Raw genomic sequence first — 20,952 nt, 5'->3', positions numbered from 1 at the left:
GCGCGGGGTACAAACCTCGATCGCTCAAGACTGCGTTACCGAGGCCGCAATAATCGCGCGCATCTAACGCGGTCCCCCTGTGGGAGCGGGCTTGCTCGCGAAGGCGTCGACACATCCAACATTAATGTGGCAGACACACCGCCTTCGCGAGCAAGTCGGATCGCCGCACCGCCGCTCCCACAGGATTAGATTTCCAGCACGCCAGAAATACAGGTCACCACCGCACCGCCAATCCAGATTTCATCCCCCACCTGCTCCACCTGAATGCGCCCGGCGCGGCCCATGGTCAGGCCCTGGCTGACCACGTAAGACGCCGGCGCCAGACCTTCAGCAAGCAACCACTGCGCAATCCCGGCGTTCAGGCTACCGGTGGCCGGGTCTTCTGGCATGCCGTCGCCGGAGATGAACGCGCGCACTTCAAACTGCGCGTCATCGCCATCACGCTCAGGGTGCCACGGCGCGATCACGCCGACGGCCAGGCCAAGCATTTGTGAATGATCCGGTAGCAAATCCAGCACCTGCCGGCGGTCCTCGACCATTACCGCCAGCCAGCCGGCACCATTGTCGACCCACTGGGCTCGGACAATCGTGCCTGGCTCCAGCCGCAGCCCGCGGCGTACGCGCTCGACCACCTCGGCCTCCACCGGTCCTGTCTTGATCAGTGGCGGCGCGAGAAAGGCGAGCTCCGCACCCTGCCTGCGGACCCGCACCAGACCGACGCCGCACTCCTGAATGATCTCCTCGCCCTTGGGCACACCTCCGGCTTCAAGCCATGCGTGGCAGGTGCCCAGGGTCGGATGACCGGCGAACGGCAACTCGTTCAGGGTCGTGAAGATTCGTACGCGATAGTCGGCGCGAGGGTCGCGCGGCTCGAGGATGAACGTGGTTTCGCTGAGGTTGGTCCAGGTCGCGAACGCCGCCATGCGTTCATCGCTGAGCCTGTCTGCGCCGAACACCACCGCCAACGGATTGCCCTTGAGCGCAACGCGGCTGAAGACATCTACTTGTTTGAAATCGAATGAGCTCATTGCCTGCCTTGGTCTTGAGAAAGTCGAAGAGGTTTACTTGGGAATTTCCAGCCCGCGGATCACCGCCGGCCGCGCCAGAAAGCGCTCCAGCACACGAGTGACGTTGGGGAAATCCTTGATGCCCACCAGATCGCCAGCCTCATAGAAGCCGATCAGGTTGCGCACCCACGGGAACGTCGCAATGTCGGCGATGGTGTAGCGTTCGCCCATGATCCAGTCGCGCCCTTCCAGACGTCCATTCAGCACGTTCAGCAGGCGTTTGCTTTCGTCGACGTAACGATCACGCGGACGCTTGTCCTCGTAGTCCTTCCCGGCGAACTTGTTGAAGAAACCGAGCTGGCCAAACATCGGCCCGATGCCGCCCATCTGGAACATCAGCCACTGGATCGTCTCGTAACGCGCCGCCGATTCCTGCGCCAGTAACTGGCCGCTCTTGTCGGCGAGGTAAATCAGGATCGCCCCGGATTCGAACAACGGCAGCGGTTTGTCATCGGGACCGTGGGGGTCGAGGATCGCCGGGATCTTGTTGTTGGGGTTCAGCGACAGAAACTCGGGGGACATCTGATCGTTGGTGTCGAAGCCCACGCGATGGGGCTCGTAGGGCAGCCCGGTCTCTTCAAGCATGATCGAGACCTTGACGCCGTTGGGGGTCGGCATGGAGTACAGCTGGATCCACTCAGGGTATTGGGCTGGCCATTTTTGGGTGATCGGGAACGCAGACAGATCGGTCATCGCAAGCATCCATGGACAAGGAAGGGGGTTGAGCATAATCCAGGATGGCCGACCAAAGGTTGCGATCTTTTGGCGCTGAGCAAGATCAAACGATTCCAGTCTATTGCCGGCGCCTCCCCGTGTACCGTGTCCATAAATCCGCAACATGCTGTCGATAACCTCTGCTCCAACCCATGCAAGGTTACCGGTACATTGCTGCGCACTCGCCGGGATCGAACCAAATGGGCTTCAGAGGACTCTGAGCTTTGCCCTTTCGGAAACGGACTGGCCCAACGACATGGAAAACACCCGATGCTGGGAGCTCGTGGTGTAAAGGTTTGTCAGCCTTAACCGAATGCGCTGAAGATCACCTATTCAAATGATGAACCTTTTGAAACTCGTCAATCACTTCAAGCAACGTGCGTATGTCGTCCTGCCCTCCCTGCTGGCGGCAAGCGCGTTGTTTTTGTCGCTTGAGTCCAGCGAAAGCCGCGCCCAACCGGCCGACGGCACCCAGACCCTGGTATTCCTGCGTCACGCGGAAAAACCCGAAGGCGGCCTGGGTCAGCTCAACTGCCAGGGCCTGAACCGCGCCATCGATCTGGCCACCTTGCTGCCGGAAAAATTCGGCAAGGCCAATTACGTATTTGCCGCCAACCCGACACGTAATGTCGAGGAAGGCGAACTGGACAATTCCTACAGTTACATCCGCCCCCTGATGACCATCAGCCCCAGCGCCATCAAGCTTGGTTTGCCGGTGAACATCAACTTTTCGGCCAACGACACCAGCGACCTGGCCGACGAATTGCTCCACGACAAGTATCACAACTCGGTCATCTACACGGCCTGGTCCCACGGTTACCTGCCCGAGCTGATCAACAAGGTCGCGGGAGACGCTGTCGGCAAGAAACAGAAGATTACTGAAGACTGGGAATCGAGCGACTACGACTCACTGTTTGTGCTCACGCTGACCTGGCATAACGGCAAGGCGAGTCTGGTGAGCCACAGTTACAAGCAAGGTTTGGATAATGGGCGGGAGACTTGTCCGACGTAAGCTGAGGTCGTGTAGGGGCTTCGCGTCTATAGCGCTTTTGAGGGCCTCTTCGCGAGCAAGCCCGCTCCCACATTGGATCTGTGTCGCACTGAAGATCTAATGTGGGAGCGGGCTTGCTCGCGAAGGGGTCGGCAAAACCAACACATTACTGTCGGTCGATCTGCCGCTCGCGCAGGTACTCAAGAACCGCACCCTTCTCGCCGGCAAACTCAATCCGAGCCCCCTTCTTCTCCCTCTGAAACGCATACATCGGATCGTAATACTCACGAAGCAACCCTTCGATCCAACCCCGGTGCACATCCACCGCCCCGCTGCTCGCCTGCTCCGCCAGCGCGTCCTCCATCAGGATCAACATTCGCCGGTGCCGTTCACCGCCCAGACGCTTCTGCACGTTGTTCAGGCTCTCCAGCAAACGCTCGGAAAACAGCGCAAAGCCCTCATCGCCGTGCACGCCGATGAATTCGGCACACAGGTCCACGACGTAATCACGCAAGATCCGTTCGACCCGCCCTTCCAGGTTGTCTTCCAGCCAGACCATCGGAAACTGCTGCATGCCCTGAAACAGCGGCAACGGCAACGCGCAACTGCCGATCGCGCGGCTCTCGTCTTCCAGCACAAACTGCTCGATGCCGTGGGCGCGTTTCTTCAGCACGTCCACCGCCAAACGGTTTTCAAAGTCGATATTGGAAGGTTGGCCAGTGGCGCGTTTGCCGAAGCTGGAACCGCGGTGATTCGCGTGACCTTCGAGATCCAGCCCGTTGCGCAGCTGCGTGAGCACCTCGGTCTTGCCGGTGCCGGTCATGCCGCCCAGCAACACGAAATCGCACTGGGCAACGGCCTGATCGACCGTGTCCAGCAAGAAGCTGCGCATGGCCTTGTAGCCGCCACCGACGCGTGGGTAGTCAATGCCGGCCTCGTCCTTGAGCCACTGCTGGACAATCTGCGAACGCAAGCCACCGCGAAAACAATACAAATAACCCTCGGGATGCGCCCGGGCAAAGTCGGCCCAGGCCTGGATGCGTTCGGCCTTGATCTGGCCGGAGACCAATTGATGCCCCAGCGTAATTGCCGCTTGCTGGCCGTGTTGCTTGTAGCAGGTGCCGATCCGTTGCCGCTCGTGGTCATTCATCAGCGGCAGATTGACCACTCCGGGGAAAGCCCCTTTGTGGAATTCGACCGGCGCGCGGGCATCCATCAGCGGCCGGTCGTTGAGAAAGATGTCGCGGTAATCGGCGAAGTCGATTGACATCAAAACACCTCGACCGCGTTGGTCTGTCGCTCGACCAGTTCGCCGATTGGCTCAAGGGCCAGGCCCAGTTCGGCGGCCACCTTGAGGAACTGCTCGTTGCCTTCGGGCGTGACCGCAACCAGCAGGCCACCACTGGTTTGCGGATCACACAGCACCCGTTTATGCAGTTCCTGCACGCGCCCGACCTTGCTGGCGTAGCTGTCGAAATTGCGCAAGGTGCCACCCGGCACGCAGCCCTGATCGAGGTAGTACTCGACGCCCGGCAGACGCGGCACACGGTTGTATTCGATCCGCGCGGTCACGTTGCTGCCATCGGCCATTTCCACCAGGTGCCCCAAAAGGCCGAAGCCGGTGACGTCGGTCATCGCCGTCACGCCGTCGAGCTTGCCGAAACGGCTGCCGGGTTTGTTCAGGGTGCACATCCAGTCGCGGGCCAGGCCGATATCGGCCGTGCGCAACTTGCCCTTCTTCTCGGCGGTGGTGAGGATGCCGATGCCCAGCGGTTTGGTGAGGTAAAGCAGGCAACCAGCGGTGGCGGTGTCGTTGCGCTTCATGTGGCGTTTTTCCACCAGCCCGGTCACCGCCAGGCCGAAGATCGGCTCCGGCGCGTCGATGGAATGCCCACCGGCCAGCGGAATCCCCGCCTCGTCACACACCGAGCGGCCGCCGCGAATCACTTCCCGGGCGATCTCCGGCGCCAGCACATTCACCGGCCAGCCGAGGATCGCAATCGCCATCAACGGATCGCCGCCCATGGCATAGATATCGCTGATCGCATTGGTGGCGGCGATGCGACCGAAATCGAACGGGTCGTCGACGATTGGCATAAAGAAGTCGGTGGTCGAGACCACCCCGCGTTCTTCGTCGATCGCGTACACCGCCGCGTCATCGCGCGAGGCATTGCCGACCCAGAGTTTGGGGTCGAGGTTCTGCGCACCGCTGCCGGCCAGAATCACTTCCAGCACCTGGGGCGAAATCTTGCAGCCGCATCCGGCGCCGTGGCTGTATTGGGTCAGACGAATCGGCTCGCTCATGGGGGAATAACCTCGTGAAGACAATGGGGGCGAGTCTAGCATTGGCGACCATGGTAAGGCGCAACGCACACCCTGTAGCAGCTGCCGAGCAGCGCGTTGTGGCGAGGGGATTTATCCCCGTTCGGCTGCGAAGCAGTCGCGAAATCAAGCAACGCGGCGTATCAGATAGACCGTGCGTTCAGGTTTTACGACTGCTTCGCAGCCGAACGGAGATAAATCCCCTCGCCACAAGGCAGCTACAGAAAGCGTCAGCCGCTTACCTGGCCGAAACGACAATAAAAACCCGGATTTTGTCGATTTTTCATGGAATTGAAATAATTGGTACGCGATGTGCAAACGTTTGCGAGTCGCCAATACCGACGTTTTCGCGACATAACCGCGCAAGCCCGAAGAACCGGGCTTTTGATCCGCACGAAAAGGGACTTTTAATGCACCGCACGTCCAGCCGCGTGACTTGCTCGCGCACTGTTGCTGTTTCCTTGCTGCTGGCCAGCGTTACAGGACTACTCAGCAGCACCGTTTTGGCGCAATCCAACCCCGCCGAAGAATCCGCCCAAGGCGAAACCCTCAGCCCCGAAGCCAGCCCGCCGAAAAAAGGTGCGTACCTGTCGGACTGGTTCAACCAGGACCTCACCGTCATCGGCAGCAAAGACATCAGTTTCGGCCCGCAACCGGCCGACGATATTTACCTGGAGTACGAGTACTTCGGGCGCAAGGGGCCGTTCGAGTTGTATGGCTACATCGACATTCCGAAGATCTTCGACATCGGCAACAGTCATGACAAAGGCGTGTGGGACCACGGCTCGCCGGTGTTCATGGAGCACGAACCACGGATCTCCATCGACTACCTGACCGGCCGCAGCCTGGCCATCGGACCGTTCAAAGAATGGTACGTGGCGTTCGACTGGATCTACGACCACGGCAGCAACAGCGCCAACCGCGCCAATACGCTGTACAGCGGCCTGGGCACCGACATCGACACCCACTCGCGAGTCAACTTGTCGGCGAACTTCTACGGGCGTTATCAGTGGGAAAACTATGGCGCCAGCAATGAGTATTCGTGGGACGGCTACCGCGCCCAACTCAAATACATCGTACCCATCAGCAGCTTCAGCAACGGTGCGTCACTGACGTACATCGGCTTCACCAACTTCGATTTCGGCTCGGACCTGCACAAGGACAATCCGGCCCGCACCGCCAACGCCACCGTCGCCACCAACGTCTTGCTGTACTCGTTCACCCATTTGCGCTTCACCCTGGTCGGCCGTTACTTCCACAACGGCGGCAACTGGGACGATGGCAGCGAGTTGAATTTCGGCGACGGCGACTTCCGTGCTCGCTCCAATGGCTGGGGTTACTACGCCGGCATCGGTTATCAGTTCTGAGGCTTGATTGAACCTGGAGGTTTTATGAATGCAATGACGCGTATTTCCCTGACCTGTTTCGCCCTGCTCTCTTCCACTGCCTGGGCGAGTGAAGCGCCGATCCAGCCGAAAGTGATGCTGATCACAATCAGCCGCCGGTAGTGACCCAGTGCGACACGCTGGCGGGTAACACCTGGTTTTCCGGGACACGTTTGAGTGAGCGTGCCGAGGTCTGGACCAAACTCCTGACCGACAACAAAGGCGAGTACTGCACGACGCAACAGGAAGACAACTCCACCTACGAAGCGCTGCTGCGGGCGAGTCGTGAGGGGTTGGTGGATGTGCAACGTCTGTCGGTGGTGCGCGCGGGCTCCGATTTTGATCGACCGGCACCGGGCCAGAGCGAAGTGGACAACCTGCTCAAATATGCGGATCAGGGCGGGTTTGTGCCGGCGCTGGAGAACCTGTACCGAACGGGGAATCCATTGGTGCAGGAGATTTTGAACAACTGGTCGGCGTGGGAGAACGGTGTTCCCGAGGCTTGAGTCCGGCATGAAAACGCCTTCGCGGGCAAGCCTCGCTCCTACAGGGCTTGCGTGATCCCGTAGGAGCGAGGCTGCGTTCCGACTTGCCCGCGAAGAGGCCAGAACATCCACCATCAATGCCGGTTACGGCAACAAAATCACCTTGTCGCCCGCCCCCTGATTCACCTCGGCATACCGCTCCAACCCCTCCTCCAACGGCGATTCAAACAACCCTTCCGGCAACGGCAACAACCCTTGATCAAAGAACTTGCCAAACTGATCAAGCATCGCCGCACACGCTTGTACGCCGTACAACAACGAATTGATCCCCACCACCGAGCCACCCTTGCGATACAACGCCAGTGCCGGCAATTGCACCATGCCGTCTACCGGTGCAGCGATGATCGCGATGCGACCAAACGTTGCCAGCGCCGGGACAGAGGCCGGCAGCCAGAAGCCGGTGGTGTCGAAGATCACGTCGGCGCCGCCGGCATACACGGCATTCACCTGCGCACCCAAATCGTCCGGTTTATGCAGTTGCAGCGTCTGATACCCCTGCGCCTGCAAATCCTTGACCTGCTCGAGCCGTCGCGCCGCCGCCAGTACTTGAGCGCCACGCACATTGGCCAACGCCAACGCGGCACTGCCCACCGCCCCGCCGCCGATCACTAACAGCCGCGTTCCGACCGTCACAAGGCTGCGCTCCAACGCATCCCATGCCGTGGTGTATGGCACGCCGAGGCTGGCGGCCTGGGCGAAGCTCAGATGGGTGGGTTTGAGCGCCACGCCATTGGCCGGCAGTTTGACGAATTGCGCATGGGAGCCATCGGCAAAGAAACCCAATTCACGACCGGTGCCCCAGACCTCCTGACCGATCAGCGCCTGCGGCCCTTCAACGACCACACCGGCAAAATCCCGACCGGGAATCCGCGGCAAGGTGGTGTAGGGAAAACGCCCCAGCACGTTCTTCACATCGCTGGGATTGAGTCCGGCCGCCTTGATCTGGACCAGCACTTCATCGGCGCCGGGAACGGGGGTCGGAACATCGACATAGCGCAAGGCCGAAAGGTCGCCGGTCTTGTCGAATTGTAGTGCTTTCATGGGAGTGTCCATTGCATAAAGGAAAGGGTTTCAGGAGGCCCAGCCAGCCACTAGTTGCCGGCCCATGGGCCACAACTTTTCGCCGACGAGCATGCCCAGCAGGCCCACCAGGGCAATGGCCGGTGGGGCGGGAGAACGAAAATCCTAGAGCAGGCCGACGCCCAGACCGATGACCAGCGAGATGAGGTAGCTCATGGCAGACTCCGTGGGCAAATAAGGTATGCCCGAAGTCTAAAGCGAGGTAACGGCGGGCATCGGCCAAGTGCTTCTGAAGTTCGGCCAAAGCGCGGCGGGTCCTACAGTTGGCAGAGCTCTGTAGGAGTGAGCCTGCTCGCGATAGCGGTGTATCAGGCAATACAAATGTCGACTGACACTCCGCTATCGCGAGCAGGCTCACTCCTACAGGGATTCGCCAGCGGCTACAGGTTTGCGTTATGGCTGGACGTGACGTTGGCTTGTCGAAAACTGCGAAGGCGCGACACCCAGTTCCCGGCGGAACATGTCGCTGAAGCTGCTCGGCGAATAGCCCAGTTCCCGGGCAATCGTGCTGACCGGCACACCCTGAATCAACTCCGCCGCCGCGGTTGCCAGTTGCACCTGCCGCCGCCATTCGGCGAAGCCCATGCCCAAGCCGTCCTTGAACAGCCGCGCCAGGGTGCGCACGCTGGCACCGGCGTTTTCCGCGTGTTGCTCGAAGGGAATGTCCAGCGAGGGCGCGGCCATGACCGCCTGACACAGGTTCATCAGGCGCCGGTCGGAATCATCCGGTAACGGGATTTTCAACAGCGAACGCCGGGCGCGCCTAAGCTCCAACAACGCCAGGCCGACCAGCGCGTCGTAGTACTCGGGCGCGCCATCGTCGCCCTGCTTCACCAGCCCGACGATCAGCTCACGAAGCAGCCCGCCGACTTCGATCACCTGAACATTGTCATCCAGCGTGGCCGCCAACGAGGGCCGCAGGTAGATGTTGCGCATCTGCAGGTCCGAGACCACACGAATGCCGTGCGGCACACCCGGCGGTAGCCACACCGCCCGTTGCGGCGGCACCACCAGCGCCTCATGGGGCGTTTCGACCCACATGACCCCGCTCATTGCGTACAGCAATTGGCCCCAGACATGTTCGTGCGGCTCGACGTACATGCCGCGCGGGTACGTGCGCGCCAGTGGTTGCACGGGCACATCGGTGTCACTGAGGTCTGGAGGCGCTGCAAGGGCCATGGGCAATGATCATTGGGGTTTTCAGGTATTGCATGGTAACGGCGCACCGGCCTTGTCGCCACTGGCGGCAGCCGTCTGACAATCCGAATGAATTTTCCGTAACCGCGACGATCCTTGTATTACCACAGGGAGGAATACGGGCTTTATGAACAACGCAAAACTTTTCGTCATTGAATACACCCTTCATGGCGCGCCAAAGTCTTTCATTATCCGCCTGGACAAAATGGACAACGCGGAGGCTTGGCACTGGGCCAGTTGTGACGCGGGGGTCGGACGAATCCCCCGCTTTGGCCGAGAGAAGGTGCAAAAAACCAGCAAGCCGCTGGCGGAGAAATTCGGCATCGAAAACGTGACCTGGCGGCCGGCGGGATAAGGATCTAAGGGGCGAAAAACCAGACATTAAAAGTGGAGCCCGAGTGGCTCCACTTTATGTTGATGAGCTATTTGGTATGGGCGCACTTGCAGCCCTTGGTCGCACACTCTTCGCCATGTTCGTGGTGCTTGGCGCACGCTTCGCAGCAATAGTGCTTGCTGTGACGCGCTATCGGATGTTCGCCCAGTTTGCAGGAGCATTTGGGGCAGTCGCATTTACTTTCACTGTCGATCATGAGCCTGACTCCATTGGTGTGGTCGTCGCGTGCGACAAAATTCGCACCTCACTCACCAGTGTAGGAGCCCTTGTAGCAGCTGTTACAGGGACTCGTCAGTCGCTTCGGGTGCTGCTGCGATACATGAACAGCAACGCCAGCGCCAGGCACACCATCGCCAGCATCCGGCTGCTCGACAACTCGATGGCCGGGTTACCCAGCCAGCCGAAGTTGTCGATCAACATCCCCATCCCCAACTGCCCGACGATCACTGCCACGGTCGCCACCGCCGTGCCGACCCGCGGCACCGCGCCGACCATGACCATCATGTAGACCACGCCAAACAAGGCGCCGCTGAGCTGCCATTTCGGCACATCCAGCAGGCTCACGGCATAGGCCGGTTCGAAAAACAGGATCAACAACCCGGTGACCACCGCGCCCACCGCAAAGGTCAGCAAACTGCTGCGCAACACGCCGACGGTTTCCCCCAGACGCCCATTGATCGCCGCCTGGACACTCAACACCGCGCCGGCAGCCACCACCGCGGCCAACAAAATAATCAGATTCATCATCAACCCCGAGCGATCAGAACAAGTGCCGCGACAATCAGCAGCAACGCCAGCCAACGCTCTCCGTTGACCTTTTTGCGAGTAGCGCCGAACCAGCCGAAGTGGTCGATCAACACGCTTTTGCCGACCTGCCCGGAGAGGATCGCGATCATCGTCATCGCGATCCCGATGTGCGGCGTGGCCAGGGTCAGCACCACCACGTAGATCGGCCCGAGGAAACCGCCGATCAATTGCCAGCGCGGCAGCGTGTTCAACGCCGGACCTTGTTGCCTGCCGCTGAACAACAGCAGCAAAAACAGAATCGCCGAGCCGACGCCGAAGATGCTCAACGTCGCCCACAAATGCCCGACCTGAACCCCGAGCGGCCCGAGCAAACCGGCCTCCACCGAAAGGCCCATGCCGGCGAGAATCACCAGTGGCAGCAGCAACAGCCGCAGCCCCGGTTTGGTCGCTGGCGCTGCAGCGATGTCGATTGAAGAAGATTGCATAAGGAAAACCTGCCAGTCATCTGATGAGAATCACGCCCTCCTGTAGGAGCGAAGCTTGCTCGCGAAGGCGTCGTATCAGGCGACATCTTCAGCGCCTGATACGACGCCTTCGCGAGCAAGCTTCGCTCCTACAGGGGACGGTGGTGGCGCGCATTATCGGCTGGCGATCCTTTGCGATAAATGGGAGCATCCGGACAACACTTTTGCGCAACTCGCACAGCAGGATGGATCATGCACGGCCTCAACGAACTGGGATTCAAGGCACTTCGGCTGTTTGTCGCGGTGCTCGACCATGGCAGTTTTTCCGAAGTCGCCCGCCGCGAAGGCTTGGCGCCCTCTTCGATTTCCCGGCAAATCCAGTTGATGGAACAGGCCCTGAACCAGCAATTGCTCTACCGCCACACCCGCGCCGTCACGCCCACCGAAGCGGGACGCATGCTCGGCCATCACGCGCGGCGGGTGCTGGTGCAATTGGAGGAAGCCGAACAGGCCTTGCAGGAACAGCAAAGCGAACCCAGCGGGCTGGTGCGGATCAACGCGCCGGTGGTCTTCGGGCAACGTCATCTGACGCCGTGGCTTGGGCAGTTGTGCGAGCGCTATCCGAAACTGCAACTGGATATCCAGCAAACCGACAGCTACGTCGACCCGTTGCAGGAAGGCGCCGACTTGCTGTTTCGCATCGGCCCGCTGCACGATTCGAGCATGCAGGCGCGGATCCTGGCGCCGCACCGGTTTCAAGTCGCCGCCAGCCCGGCCTACCTCAAACGCCATGGCACACCGCAACATCCCAAAGAGTTGGCGGCGCATCAATGCCTGGCCTACAAAGGCGTGGCCGGGCAGCAGCGCTGGTTTTTCCGCAAGGACCAGCAAGACTGGACGCCCTGTTCAGTTAAAGGGCCGATCACCGGCAACCACGCCGACACACTCACTCAAGCGGCCGAACAAGGCCTGGGGCTGGTGATGTTTCCGTCGTGGCTGATTGGTGAGGCGGTGCGCAACGGCACGCTGGTGCCGGTGCTTGGCGACTATCAGGTGTCCAACAGCCTTGAGCCGCAACAGATTGCGGTGCTGTGGCCGGGTAGCCGACGGTTGTCGGTGAAGGTGCGGACGGTGATTGATTTCTTCGTCGAATGCTTTGGCACGGTGCCTTACTGGGACAGACCCTGACAACACATACCCCTGTGGGAGCGAACCTGCTCGCGAAAGCGATGGTCAGACCGCGAAGTTGTATACGAATTGCTTCCTGTAGGAGCCAGGCTTGCCGGCGAAGGCGGCCTCAAGAACGCCTTCGCCGGCAAGCCTGGCTCCTACAGTTAGTCGATGACCATCAGATACGGAACTGTCCGACCAGTTTGCCCAGGCGCTGACCGAGGTCGGCGAGGCTGCGTGAGGTTTGGGCGCCGAGTTGGGTTTCGTCGGCGACGTTGTCCACCGCCACGGCAATCTGATGCACGCTGCGGTTGATCTCTTCGGCCACGGCAGTCTGCTCTTCCGCCGCGCTGGCGATTTGCGCGTTCATCGAGTTGATGGTGCCGATCAACTGGGCCATGGTGTCCAGCGATGCACCGGCCTCATTGGCCTGGGCCGACGTGCCATCGCCCGCCTCGCTGGAACGACGCATCGCTTCCACCGCCGATTGGGTCCCGGCCTGCAAGCGGTCGATCATGCCCTGGATTTCCTGAGTACTGATCTGCGTGCGACTGGCCAGCGCCCGCACCTCGTCAGCCACCACCGCAAAACCGCGACCCGCTTCACCGGCGCGCGCGGCTTCAATGGCGGCGTTCAGCGCCAACAGGTTCGTCTGTTCGGCAATCGAACGGATCACCCCCAGCACGCTGACAATCGACGACACGTCTTTTTGCAGGCTGTCGAGGGACACGCCGCTGCTGCGAATGTCGTCCACCAACGCATGAATCTTCACGATGCTGCCGGCCACCACACGCTTGGCGGCCTGGCCTTCTTCGTCGGTTTGCTGGGCAGCGACTGCTGCATTTTGTGCGCTTTTCGCCACTTCCTGGGCCGCCGCCGACATTTCGTTGATCGCCGTGGCAACCTGATCGGTCTCGTGACGCTGACGCTCCATGGCCTGATCCGAGCGCTGGGCCTGATCGGAAACCTGATTCACCAGGCCGGTCAGTTGCGAGGTCATTTCAGTGATTTGACGCACCAGGCTGTGGATCTTGTCGACAAAGCGGTTGAACGAGCCGGCCAGTTCACCGAGTTCGTCCTGGCTGGTGATGGTCAGACGACGGGTCAGGTCGCCCTCGCCCGCCGCGATGTCATCGAGGTTGGCTTTCATCAGATTCAGCGGACGCAGAATGGTATTGGCCAGCAACTGCCCGACCGCCGCGATCACCAGCAACATGACCACCGCGAGGCCGGCGATGGTCAGCACCACGCCTTCCATCCGCTCCTGCACCTTGGCCTCGACCAGCGCGACTTGCGCTTCGATACCGTCGAGGTTCACCGACGTACCGACCGCCATGTCCCACTTCGACAAGTATTCGGTGTAGCCCAGTTTTGGCACCAGCACTTGGGTGTTGCCGGGCAGTGGCGAGCTGTATTGCAGGTAGTGAGTGCCGTCTTTGGCGACTTTGACCAGGTCGCGGTTGACGTAGACGCCGTTCGGGTCACGGTTGTCCTTGAAGCTTTGGCCCACGCCTTCCGGGCTGTTGGCCTTGAACAGGCGCACGGTGTTGGAGTCGTAGCCGAAGAAGTAGCCGTCCTTGCCGTAGGTGATGCTCGACAGCAGCTTGATCACCTGCGCCCGCGCCGCGTCATCGCCAGGGGCGGCCGCTTCGTAGAGCGGTTTGATCGTGGTCATAGCCACGGCGACGTAACTTTGCAGGGTGGCCTTGGCATCACTGAGCAGGCGCTGGCGGGTTTCCTCGACTTCCTTGCGGGCCTGCTCCTGCAGAATGAACAGCGTGGTCAGGCTGATGACCAGCGCAAAGAGCAACACCGGGAGGACGGCAAGGGACAGGACTTTAGCCTTCAGGCTCATGCGCATGACGGTTCACTCTTTTGATTTTGTTGGCGTGGTTAATGGCTTTAACGGCACGCCGGATCAAAAGTTGAATCCTGGGGCACTACAATCCCCCTGTGGGAGCGGGCCTTTGTGGTGAGGGGATTTATCCCGTTGGGCTGCGAAGCAGTCCCCATTTTTGGGGCCGCTTCGCGACCCAACGGGGATAAATCCCCTCGCCACAGGTCGCTCCCACAGGGGATAGGGGGTTACAGGACCATCGCCGCGACCCAGCCGAACGCCAGCAGCGGCAGGTTGTAGTGCAGGAAGGTCGGGACCACGGTGTCCCAGATGTGGTGATGCTGGCCGTCGATGTTCAGGCCGGAGGTCGGCCCCAGCGTCGAATCCGAGGCCGGCGAACCGGCGTCACCCAGGGCGCCAGCCGTGCCGACGATGCACACGATTGCGATCGGGCTGAAACCCAGCTGAACGCACAACGGCACGAAAATCGCCGCCAGGATCGGCACGGTGGAAAACGACGAGCCGATGCCCATGGTCACCAGCAGGCCGACCAGCAACATCAACAGCGCGCCGATACCTTTGCTGTGGCCGATCCACGACGCCGACGCTTCCACCAGCGTTTGCACCTGACCGGTGGCTTTCATCACTTCGGCGAAACCCGAGGCGGCGATCATGATGAAGCCGATCATCGCCATCATCTTCATGCCTTCGGTGAACAGGTCGTCGGTGTCGCGCCACTTCACAATGCCCGACACCGAGAAGATCAGGAAACCCGCCAGCGCGCCAATGATCATCGAGTCCAGCAACAGCTGAATGATGAACGCCGCCGCGATGGCCACACCGGCGACCATCAGGCTCAGCGGGTTGTACTCCACCGCGACTTGCTCGACTTTTTCGATTTTGTCCAGGTCGTAGACGCGTTTCTTGCGGTAGCTGATAAATGCCGCCGCGAGGCCGACGACCATGCCCAGTGCCGGAATGCCCATGGCATGGGTGACGTTGATGCCACTGATATCCACGCCGCTGCGGGCAACGTTGGCCAGCAGGATTTCATTCAGGAATATGTTGCCGAAGCCCACCGGCAGGAACATGTACGGCGTGATCAGACCGAACGTCATGACGCAGGCGATCAAGCGGCGATCCAGTTGCAGTTTGGTCAGCACATATAAAAGCGGCGGCACCAACAGCGGAATAAAGGCGATATGTATCGGCAGGATGTTCTGCGAAGCGATGGCCACCACCCAGAGCAAACCGATCAGCAGCCACTTGACCTGACGGCCACCGCTGGCGTGTTGGCGATCAACCATCAGCAGGGCTTTGTCCGCCAGGGCATGGGCCAGGCCGGACTTGGCAATCGCCACGGCGAACGCGCCGAGCAAGGCGTAAGACAATGCGACCGTCGCACCGCCACCGAGGCCGCTGTTGAAGGCTTTAAGGGTGGCGTCGATGCCCAGGCCACCGGTCAAACCGCCGACCAGGGCGCCGACAATCAGCGCGATCACTACGTGCACGCGGGACAGGCTGAGGACCAGCATGACGCCGACCGCGGCAATTACAGCATTAATCATCGTTACCTCAAGGCAAGCGAAATGAGCTCAGCCGGCAGTCTGCGAAGAGCCGCCAGCGGAGTGGAGATTGGGTTTTATTAGAGGGCGCGCACTGTGCCGCAGAGTTGGCCCGGTGTCAAAGCGCATGGGCCAACCGATTCTTGACGGACCATCAGATCCCTGTGGCGAGGGGATTTAGCGAAACGTCGCACCGCCCCGTTGGGTCGCGAAGCGGCCCCCTGCATTCCGTCAGCCACACCGAGTTGTCAGGTTTGGCGACTGCTTCGCAGCCGAACGGGGATAAATCCCCTCGCCACAAAGGCAGCCGATCAACGGAGTTCATAATTCAGGAACCGCCATAAAGAAAGCCAATTCGCAGCCGTTACAGTGCAAAGTCTCAGATAAATATCGAATAAGGACGTCTCTCCATGTCGCTCAGACAACTTTCCATCCAATGGAAAATTACCCTGCTGGCCGGGCTGTGCCTGGCGGGCATTGTGACCCTGCTGGTGGGTCTTTCGCTGTATCGCATGGAGCACAGCTCCGAGATGGTGAAAGCCTCGAGCATGGAGATGCTGACCGAAGCCGCTCAGGCCCGGATCGAATCCCAGGGTGAAAACCAGGCGCTGGTGATTCGCCAGCAGTTCATGGACGCCTATCAATATGGCCACGGCTTTTCGCGTCAGGTGCTGTTCCTGCGCGAGCAGGCGGAAAAGCGCTTTCTGGATGCCTTCGACCTGCGCGAAGACCTGACCCGTCAGGTCAAGTCGGTGCTGCAAGCCAACCCGGAATTGCTCGGCCTGTCGCTGGTGTTCGAAGCCAACGCGCTGGACGGCAAGGACGATCTGTTCGCCGGTCAGGCCGAGCTGGGCAGCAACGACAAGGGCCGTTTTGCCCTGTACTGGTCGCAACCTGTGCCTGGTAAAGTGACCTCCATGGCGCTGCCGGAAAGCGACATGGCCGACACCAACGCCGGCCCCAGCGGCGAGCCGGCCAACGCCTGGTTCACCTGCCCGCGCACCACACTCAAGCCGTGCGTGATCGAACCGTACTTCTATGTGATCGATGGCCAGAACGTGCTGATGACCAGCATCGTGTTCCCGCTGATGGTCAACGGCAAAGTCATCGCCTCTCTGTCGGTAGACATCAACCTCAACAGCCTGCAGGCCATGAGTCAGGGGGCGAGCAAAAAGCTCTATGACGGCCAGACCAGCGTCAGCATCATCAGCCCGGTCGGCTTGCTGGCCGGTTACAGCCGGGATGCCAACAAACTCAGCCAGCGCCTGGACGCCGTGGACAAGACCAACGGTGCCGAGCTGATTCGCATGCTCGCGGCCAGCAGCAAAACCGAAAGCCTGCACAGCAATCAGCAACTGAAAGTGCTGTCACCGTTCCAGCCGATTCCTGGGGGAAAATCCTGGGGCGTGTTGCTCGACGTGCCGGAAAAAGTCCTGGTCGGCCCTGCCGAAGCCCTGAAAAACCAACTCGATGACAGCAACCGGTCCGGCACCCTGGTTGAACTCGGCCTCGGCGTGTTGGCGGCATTGATCGGCTTGCTGCTGGTGTGGCTGATGGCGCGCAGCGTGACCAAACCGATCCTCGGCGTGGCGCACATGCTCGAAGACATCGCCAGCGGCGAAGGCGACTTGACCCGGCGCCTGGCTTACGACAAGCAGGACGAACTGGGCCAGTTGGCCGGCTGGTTCAACCGTTTCCTCGACAAGCTGCAACCGATCATCGCCGAAGTGAAACGCTCAGTGCAGGACGCCCGCAGCACGGCGGACCAATCCTCCGCCATTGCCACGCAGACCAGCGCCGGCATGGAGCAGCAATACCGTCAGGTCGATCAGGTCGCCACCGCGTCCCACGAAATGAGCGCCACCGCTCAGGACGTCGCCCGCAGTGCGGCGCAAGCCGCCCAGGCCGCGAAGGATGCCGATCAAGCGACTCGCCGGGGCCTGACCGTCATCGACCAGACCACCACCAGCATCGACAACCTCGCCGCCGACATGAGCGCGGCCATGGTGCAAGTGGAAGGCCTGGCGGCCAACAGCGAGAAGATCGGTTCGGTGCTGGAAGTGATTCGCGCCATCGCCGAGCAGACCAACCTGCTGGCACTCAACGCCGCGATCGAAGCGGCCCGCGCCGGTGAGGCCGGACGTGGCTTTGCGGTGGTCGCCGATGAGGTGCGCAATCTGGCGCGACGCACGCAGGAATCGGTGGAAGAAACCCGTCTGGTAATCGAGCAGTTGCAGAGCGGGACACAGGAGGTGGTCGGTTCGATGAACAACAGCCATCGCCAGGCTCAAGGTAGTGTCGAGCAGGTTGGCCAAGCGGTGACGGCGCTGCGCCAGATTGGCGAGGCGGTGACGGTGATCAGCGACATGAACCTGCAGATTGCGTCCGCAGCTGAAGAGCAGAGCGCGGTGGCCGAGGAGATCAACAGCAACGTAGCGACGATTCGGGATGTGACGGAGTCGCTGTCAGGGCAGGCGAATGAGTCGGCGCGGGTGAGTCAGTCGTTGAATAGCCTGGCGAATCAGCAGCAGAGTTTGATGGATCAGTTCCGTGTTTGACCCGGGATTGAACATCCACTGAAGATCCAAATGTGGGAGCGGGCTTGCTCGCGAAAGCGGTGTGTCAGTCTACATCTCTGTTACCTGACCCACCGTATTCGCGAGCAAGCCCGCTCCCACAGGGTACTCAGCGTTTGGGTAACTGAATGACAACCTTCAGGCCGCCCCACTCGCTCTCTTCCAACCTCATCACCCCGCCCCACGTGTCGACGATGTCGCGCACAATCCCCAGCCCCAACCCATGCCCATCCGTCTGTTCATCCAGCCGTGTTCCCCGGTCAAGCACTTGATCGCGCTGCGCCTCCGGAATACCCGGCCCATCATCTTCCACGCTCAACTCAAACCCTTCAGCCGTCTCGACCACGCTCAAACGAACCTCGGCATCCGCCCATTTGCAGGCGTTATCCAGGAGATTGCCCAACAGTTCGAGCAAGTCCTCGCGATCCCACGGCAGCTGCAAACCGGTCGGTGCGCGATAGCTCAGGTTCAGGTGTTCGCCGTGAATCATGTTCAACGTCGCCAGCAGCCCCGGCAATTCGGCATCGCAATCAAACAACGCCCCCGGCAGCGCATCGCCGGACAATCGGGCGCGATTGAGTTCGCGATTGAGTCGCTGCTGGACCTGTTCCAGTTGCGCCTTGAGGAGCTTGCGCAGTTCGGGATGAGCGTCGAGCTTCTCGCTTGAAGCCACGCTCAACAACACCGCCAACGGCGTTTTCAGCGCATGCCCGAGGTTGCCCAAGGCATTGCGCGAACGCTTTAGGCTGTCTTCGGTGTGCGCGAGTAAATGGTTGATCTGCGCCACCAGCGGCTCCAGCTCCACCGGCACCTGGTCATCGAGTTGCGAGCGCTGGCCCTGCTGCAACTGAGCGATTTGCTCACGGGCCTTTTCCAGTGGACGCAAGGCGCGGCGCACGGTGATGCGTTGCAGCAGCAGAATCAGCAGCAGCCCCGCCAGCCCGAGGCCCAGACCGAGCTGTTGCATGCGCCGGAAGCTTTCGCGCACCGGCGTGTAGTCCTGCGCCACGCTGATCGAAATCGACTGCCCGAGCCGCCGATAATCCGAACGCAGCACCAGCAATTGCTGGCCTTCCGGACCGAGTTGCAGGTTGCTGTGCAAGCCGGGATGGTCGAGTGGCGGCAGTTCCTGATCCCACAACGAGCGGGAGCGCCAATGTTTATCGGCAAAATCAATACGGAAATAATGCCCGGAAAACGGCCGTTGATAGGCCGGTGACAGGTGCCGTTCATCCAGTTGCAGCCCCTGCGGCCCGCGCACCAATGCCACCAGCAGGTTTTCGCTGTCGTTGCGCAAACCGTCTTCGAGGTAGCGTTGCAGCCCCATTTCGAACAACCACAGGCTGGTTTGCGCCAGCACCAGGCCGACGACCACCATTACGCTGATCAGCCCCAGGCTCAAGCGGCGCTGAATCGACCTCACTGCGCTTGCCCGCCGAACAGGTAACCCTGGCCGCGACGGGTTTCGATCACTGTGCGCCCAAGCTTGCGCCGCAGGTGGTTGACGTGAACTTCGAGCACGTTGGAGTCGCGCTCGGTTTCACCGTCGTAGAGGTGTTCGGCGAGGTGGCTTTTGGAAAGGATCTGCTCGGGGTGCAGCATGAAATAGCGCAGCAGGCGGAATTCAGCGGCGGTCAGCTGGATATCGGCGCCGTCGCGGGTCACGCACTGACGACCCTCATCCAGGTGCAGCCCCGCCGCCTTGAGCGTCGGCTGGTTGGCCTGACCGTGGGAGCGACGCAACAACGCCTGAACCCGCAGGTGCAGCTCTTCGGGGTGGAACGGTTTGGTCAGGTAATCGTCGGCGCCGGCCTTGAGGCCTTCGATGCGCTCGGCCCAGGAACCACGTGCCGTGAGGATCAGCACGGGTGTTGCCAAACCACCAGCCCGCCATTGCGCCAGCACCTCAAGCCCCGGCAACCCCGGCAGGCCGAGGTCGAGGATGATCAGGTCATACGGCTCGCTGCTGCCCTGATACACCGCGTCGCGGCCATCGGCCAGCCAGTCTACGGCATATCCTTGCCGGTTGAGGCCGGCCATCAATTCGTCGGCCAGCGGCACGTGGTCTTCCACCAGAAGCAAACGCATCGATCAATCTTCCTTGTCTTTCAGTAACTGGCCAGTGGCGGCGTCGAGGTCCAGTTCACGGACCACGCCTTCGGTGGTCAGCAACTCGACTTCATAAATGTAGACGTCATGTTTTTCTTCAAGCTCGGCCTCCAGCAATTTGGACCCGGGATACAGGTCCAGCGCCTTTTGCAGGAGCTGCTCCAGCGGCAGAATCACGCCCTGCTGACGCAAGCGCAGGGCTTCATCCTGATCGAGGTCGCGGGCCATGACGACCGAGCAGAACGCCAGAAGCAGCAGCGCCATGCGTGAAAATGAAAACACCTTCATTACGTATCCTGATGATCCTTGAGAACCTGCCCGCTGACAGCGTCTAATTCCAGATCCCACTCGATGCCTTGTGGGTCGCGCAGCTCAACCTGGTAGATGTACTTGCCGTACTCTTCTTCCAGCTCGGTCCCGCTGATAGTAGAACCGGGGTGTTTGGCCAGAGCGGTGGCGTTGAGCTTCTCGAAAGACACAATGGTACCAGCGTCGCGCAGCCGCAGGGCTTCATCTGGACCCAGGTCACGGGCGTGGGCCAGGCTGGCGGTCATGGCGATGATGGACGCGGTGAACAGGGCCGTCAGGGTTTTCATGGGGTGTCTCCGTATTTTTTTATGTGTTGCCTACGGAGGGCACCTTAGCGAGCTGAACTTAACTGAAACTGAATTGCCATCATCAGGAGTGGCACCTCAATATCACAGACCTGCACAAAACCCTGTAGGAGCCAGGCTTGCCGGCGAAGGCATCCTTGAAATTGCCTTCGCCGGCAAGCCTGGCTCCTACAGG

At 60.7% G+C, this 20,952-nt stretch carries 20 protein-coding genes and 3 pseudogenes; 7 read left to right on the top strand and 16 right to left on the bottom strand.

The genetic code is table 11. The features are described from left to right. Positions 1 to 185: 185 nt before the first annotated feature. A complete protein-coding gene (locus EYC95_RS08160) occupies positions 186 to 1,028 on the bottom strand; it encodes a PhzF family phenazine biosynthesis protein (RefSeq protein WP_131059897.1) in 843 nt (280 codons plus the stop codon). Positions 1,029 to 1,061: 33 nt separating this feature from the next. Then, entirely contained in the window at positions 1,062 to 1,760 is a 699-nt protein-coding gene (locus tag EYC95_RS08155; protein WP_131059896.1) for a glutathione binding-like protein, read from the bottom strand. 358 nt (positions 1,761 to 2,118) lie between these two features. Between EYC95_RS08155 and EYC95_RS08150 the strand changes: the two genes are divergently transcribed. Next, complete coding sequence (locus tag EYC95_RS08150; protein WP_131059895.1) at positions 2,119 to 2,793, top strand: histidine phosphatase family protein; 675 nt, start codon at positions 2,119 to 2,121, stop codon at positions 2,791 to 2,793. 145 nt (positions 2,794 to 2,938) lie between these two features. Here EYC95_RS08150 and mnmH read toward each other — a convergent pair whose 3' ends face one another. Both mnmH and selD read right to left on the bottom strand, forming a co-directional pair. Continuing rightward, a complete protein-coding gene (gene mnmH, locus EYC95_RS08145) occupies positions 2,939 to 4,042 on the bottom strand; it encodes a tRNA 2-selenouridine(34) synthase MnmH (RefSeq protein ID WP_131059894.1) in 1,104 nt (367 codons plus the stop codon). Beyond that, the gene (gene selD / locus EYC95_RS08140; protein ID WP_131059893.1) at positions 4,042 to 5,076 is read right to left on the bottom strand and encodes a selenide, water dikinase SelD; all 1,035 of its coding nucleotides are present in this window, start codon (positions 5,074 to 5,076) and stop codon (positions 4,042 to 4,044) included. The genes mnmH and selD overlap by 1 nt, the downstream gene beginning before the upstream one ends. Before the next feature lie 428 nt (positions 5,077 to 5,504). On the opposite strand from selD, the gene EYC95_RS08135 reads away from it, so the two are divergent. Next, positions 5,505 to 6,461, top strand: coding sequence for a nucleoside-specific channel-forming protein Tsx (locus EYC95_RS08135; RefSeq protein ID WP_131059892.1), 957 nt, complete (start codon positions 5,505 to 5,507; stop codon positions 6,459 to 6,461). 116 nt (positions 6,462 to 6,577) lie between these two features. After that, positions 6,578 to 6,985, top strand: a pseudogene (locus EYC95_RS08130) (purine nucleoside permease); the annotation flags it as partial. Between the two features lie 123 nt (positions 6,986 to 7,108). Here the strand turns inward: EYC95_RS08130 and EYC95_RS08125 are convergent. The 3 genes and pseudogenes from EYC95_RS08125 to EYC95_RS08115 all read right to left on the bottom strand — a co-directional run bounded on the left by EYC95_RS08125 (position 7,109) and on the right by EYC95_RS08115 (position 9,283). Continuing rightward, positions 7,109 to 8,065, bottom strand: coding sequence for a zinc-binding alcohol dehydrogenase family protein (locus EYC95_RS08125; RefSeq protein WP_131059891.1), 957 nt, complete (start codon positions 8,063 to 8,065; stop codon positions 7,109 to 7,111). 30 nt (positions 8,066 to 8,095) lie between these two features. Next, positions 8,096 to 8,260, bottom strand: a pseudogene (locus EYC95_RS08120) (DUF1427 family protein). A gap of 237 nt (positions 8,261 to 8,497) precedes the next feature. Then, entirely contained in the window at positions 8,498 to 9,283 is a 786-nt protein-coding gene (locus tag EYC95_RS08115; protein WP_131059890.1) for a helix-turn-helix domain-containing protein, read from the bottom strand. Between the two features lie 145 nt (positions 9,284 to 9,428). Here EYC95_RS08115 and EYC95_RS08110 point away from each other — a divergent pair, with 145 nt between their 5' ends. Beyond that, positions 9,429 to 9,656, top strand: coding sequence for a DUF6555 family protein (locus tag EYC95_RS08110; protein WP_010458578.1), 228 nt, complete (start codon positions 9,429 to 9,431; stop codon positions 9,654 to 9,656). Between the two features lie 67 nt (positions 9,657 to 9,723). On the opposite strand, the gene EYC95_RS08105 is transcribed toward EYC95_RS08110, so the two are convergent. From EYC95_RS08105 to EYC95_RS08095, 3 genes are all read right to left on the bottom strand, one after another. Continuing rightward, positions 9,724 to 9,891, bottom strand: coding sequence for a metallothionein (locus tag EYC95_RS08105; protein WP_131059889.1), 168 nt, complete (start codon positions 9,889 to 9,891; stop codon positions 9,724 to 9,726). Between the two features lie 95 nt (positions 9,892 to 9,986). Continuing rightward, positions 9,987 to 10,442 carry a DMT family transporter gene (locus tag EYC95_RS08100; protein ID WP_131059888.1) on the bottom strand — a complete coding sequence of 152 codons (456 nt, stop codon included), beginning with the start codon at positions 10,440 to 10,442 and terminating at the stop codon, positions 9,987 to 9,989. After that, positions 10,442 to 10,927 carry a DMT family transporter gene (locus tag EYC95_RS08095; RefSeq protein ID WP_131059887.1) on the bottom strand — a complete coding sequence of 162 codons (486 nt, stop codon included), beginning with the start codon at positions 10,925 to 10,927 and terminating at the stop codon, positions 10,442 to 10,444. Before EYC95_RS08095 ends, EYC95_RS08100 begins: the two co-directional genes overlap by 1 nt. Before the next feature lie 231 nt (positions 10,928 to 11,158). On the opposite strand from EYC95_RS08095, the gene EYC95_RS08090 reads away from it, so the two are divergent. Further along, positions 11,159 to 12,094: a LysR family transcriptional regulator gene (locus EYC95_RS08090; RefSeq protein WP_131059886.1), complete on the top strand. Its 936-nt coding sequence runs from the start codon at positions 11,159 to 11,161 to the stop codon at positions 12,092 to 12,094. A gap of 160 nt (positions 12,095 to 12,254) precedes the next feature. Here EYC95_RS08090 and EYC95_RS08085 read toward each other — a convergent pair whose 3' ends face one another. After that, a complete protein-coding gene (locus EYC95_RS08085) occupies positions 12,255 to 13,937 on the bottom strand; it encodes a methyl-accepting chemotaxis protein (protein ID WP_131059885.1) in 1,683 nt (560 codons plus the stop codon). Between the two features lie 224 nt (positions 13,938 to 14,161). Continuing rightward, complete coding sequence (locus tag EYC95_RS08080) at positions 14,162 to 15,478, bottom strand: Na+/H+ antiporter family protein (RefSeq protein ID WP_165557439.1); 1,317 nt, start codon at positions 15,476 to 15,478, stop codon at positions 14,162 to 14,164. Positions 15,479 to 15,888: 410 nt separating this feature from the next. Here EYC95_RS08080 and EYC95_RS31005 point away from each other — a divergent pair. Together EYC95_RS31005 and EYC95_RS31000 are read left to right on the top strand one after the other, a co-directional pair. Beyond that, a pseudogene (locus EYC95_RS31005) lies at positions 15,889 to 17,178 on the top strand (HAMP domain-containing protein); the annotation flags it as partial. 102 nt (positions 17,179 to 17,280) lie between these two features. Further along, positions 17,281 to 18,036: a methyl-accepting chemotaxis protein gene (locus tag EYC95_RS31000; protein ID WP_371928410.1), complete on the top strand. Its 756-nt coding sequence runs from the start codon at positions 17,281 to 17,283 to the stop codon at positions 18,034 to 18,036. Positions 18,037 to 18,163: 127 nt separating this feature from the next. Here EYC95_RS31000 and EYC95_RS08070 read toward each other — a convergent pair whose 3' ends face one another. Genes EYC95_RS08070 through EYC95_RS08055 form a run of 4 tightly spaced genes read right to left on the bottom strand, consistent with a single transcriptional unit; the run spans position 18,164 to position 20,759 of the window. Continuing rightward, on the bottom strand, positions 18,164 to 19,477 hold the full coding sequence (locus EYC95_RS08070; RefSeq protein ID WP_131059882.1) for a sensor histidine kinase: 1,314 nt from the start codon (positions 19,475 to 19,477) through the stop codon (positions 18,164 to 18,166). Further along, on the bottom strand, positions 19,474 to 20,142 hold the full coding sequence (locus tag EYC95_RS08065) for a response regulator transcription factor (protein WP_131059881.1): 669 nt from the start codon (positions 20,140 to 20,142) through the stop codon (positions 19,474 to 19,476). The genes EYC95_RS08070 and EYC95_RS08065 overlap by 4 nt, the downstream gene beginning before the upstream one ends. Positions 20,143 to 20,145: 3 nt before the next feature. After that, positions 20,146 to 20,451, bottom strand: a complete 306-nt coding sequence (locus EYC95_RS08060; RefSeq protein WP_131059880.1) for a PepSY domain-containing protein — start codon at positions 20,449 to 20,451, stop codon at positions 20,146 to 20,148. Further along, positions 20,451 to 20,759 (bottom strand): PepSY domain-containing protein, encoded by a 309-nt coding sequence (locus tag EYC95_RS08055; protein ID WP_131059879.1) that lies wholly within the window; start codon positions 20,757 to 20,759, stop codon positions 20,451 to 20,453. The genes EYC95_RS08060 and EYC95_RS08055 overlap by 1 nt, the downstream gene beginning before the upstream one ends. Between the last annotated feature and the right edge of the window lie 193 nt (positions 20,760 to 20,952).

Source organism: Pseudomonas sp. BGI-2 (assembly GCF_004310295.1).
Classification (GTDB): domain Bacteria; phylum Pseudomonadota; class Gammaproteobacteria; order Pseudomonadales; family Pseudomonadaceae; genus Aquipseudomonas.
This window is presented reverse-complemented; position numbering and strand designations above follow the sequence as displayed.